Here is a 1956-nt window from a genome sequence, read left to right on the forward strand (position 1 = left end):
CCCCCCCGTTACCGTTTTCGTGGCTCCGCAACGGGGCCTCCGGCCTTCGGGTCCGGCATGACTTCCCCCTCCTGTTGCGGTTGATGATCCGGGGGGTGGTGTCACCGGGCCCGGAGGCATCGACGGACCGCTGATGAGGGGCTTGAGCACCGGCTTCACCCAGGCCGGAAGAGCTCTCCGTAACGTGGATGTGGCAGCTCGGTGCCGAGGCAAGGCCGGACGAAAGCGTGATGGAGGAGCCTGCACGTGATCGACACCGGCGACATCGACGTCTTCCTCGGCCTGGACGTCGGCAAGGGCGAACACCACGCCACCGCCGTCACCCCGGCCGGCAAGAAAGCCTTCGACAAGCGCCTGCCCAACACCGAACCCAAGCTCCGCGAGCTATTCGCCAAGCTGCAGGCCAAGCACGGAACCGTGCTGGTCGTGGTCGATCAGCCGGCCTCGATCGGCGCCCTGCCGCTGGCCGTGGCCCGGGACATGGGCTGTCCCGTGGCCTACCTGCCCGGCCTGACGATGCGGCGGATCGCCGATCTCTACCCCGGCGAGGCGAAGACGGACGCGAAGGACGCGTTCATCATCGCCGACGCCGCCCGCGCGATGCCGCACACGCTGCGGGCGATCGACTGCGAGGACGAGACGATCGCCGAGCTGGAGATGATCGTCGGGTTCGACGACGACCTGGCCGGCGAGGCCACCAGGGTTGCGAACCGGCTCCACGGCCTGCTGACCCAGATCCATCCGTCGCTGGAACGGGTGCTGGGGCCGCGGTTGCAGCACCCGGCCGTCCTGACCTTGCTGGAGCGGTTCGGATCCCCGGCCCAGATCCGCAAGGCCGGGCGGCGACGGCTGGTCACGCTATTACGGCCGAAGGCCCCCAGGATGGCCGAGCGGCTGGTCGAGGACATCTTCACCGCTCTGGACGAGCAGACCGTCACCGTTCCGGGGACCGACGCGGCAGCGCTCATCGTCCCGAGCCTGGCCGGCTCGCTGACGGCCGTGCTTGATCAGCGCACACTGCTGGCCACGAGGATCGAGGAACTCCTGGAGGCTCACCCTCTTTCGAAGGTCCTGACGTCCATGCCGGGCATCGGCGTCAGGACCGGAGCCAGGATCCTGATCGAGGTCGGTGACGGCAGCACCTTCCCGACCGCAGGACACCTCGCCGCCTACGCCGGGCTCGCCCCCGCGACCCGCAGCTCGGGCTCCTCGATCCGCGGCGAACAGCCCTCCAGACGAGGAAACAAGCAGCTCAAACGGGCCTTCTTCCTCTCCGCGTTCGCGGCCCTGGGGGACCCGGCATCGCGGGCCTACTACGACAAGAAGATCGCTCAGGGAAAGCACCACACCCAAGCCCTGCTCTGCCTCGCACGACGCCGGGCAGATGTCCTCTTCGCGATGCTCCGCGACGGAACCTTCTACGAACCACAGCCTGTTCGGACGATCGCTCCGCAGACCTAGACCATGGTCAGGAGGTGATCCGTGGGGCCGTAGTCGATCTTCCAGTCGGCATAGACCCCACAGAATCTATCCTTGATGCACCGCAGGCCCACCGTTACCCAGCGGACCGATCCGTCGTCGCCGAGTGAGAACGCGACCGCGGCCTCGAACTCCTCGCTCCCGCAGGGGCAGCCGGCCGCACCGGGCTCGTCGTCCTCCCAGGCCTCCTCGTTCCAGTACTCCTCGCTATCTGCGATGAACGCACGACTGCCGCAGCCAGAGCACTCCCGTTCCGCTCCGGACGCATTGACCAGCACGAAGAACACCCGGCCGCCGCACTCACACACGGAAGCACCGATCTTCACCGGACGGCCGTCGACAGCACCCCGCAGGAACACCGCGAGCTCCGCGGGGACACCCTCACCAACCTGATCATCAGCATGCACGGACACATCGTTCCAGACGCCCCGAACTCACACCCGACCAGCTTGACCAAAGACATAGGGGCACCCCCCC

Annotated in this window: 2 protein-coding genes; one reads left to right on the top strand and one right to left on the bottom strand. The window is 67.6% G+C overall.

Annotation, left to right across the window (positions count from 1 at the left end):
• Positions 1-246 precede the first annotated feature (246 nt).
• Positions 247-1461 carry an IS110 family transposase gene (locus ACFYY1_RS43245; protein ID WP_388595602.1) on the top strand — a complete coding sequence of 405 codons (1215 nt, stop codon included), beginning with the start codon at positions 247-249 and terminating at the stop codon, positions 1459-1461.
• On the opposite strand, the gene ACFYY1_RS43250 is transcribed toward ACFYY1_RS43245, so the two are convergent.
• Positions 1458-1892 carry a hypothetical protein gene (locus ACFYY1_RS43250; protein ID WP_388595603.1) on the bottom strand — a complete coding sequence of 145 codons (435 nt, stop codon included), beginning with the start codon at positions 1890-1892 and terminating at the stop codon, positions 1458-1460. The genes ACFYY1_RS43245 and ACFYY1_RS43250 overlap by 4 nt on opposite strands.
• Between the last annotated feature and the right edge of the window lie 64 nt (positions 1893-1956).

The sequence above is a fragment of the Streptomyces sp. NPDC001890 genome (assembly GCF_042891445.1).
GTDB lineage: Bacteria > Actinomycetota > Actinomycetes > Streptomycetales > Streptomycetaceae > Streptomyces.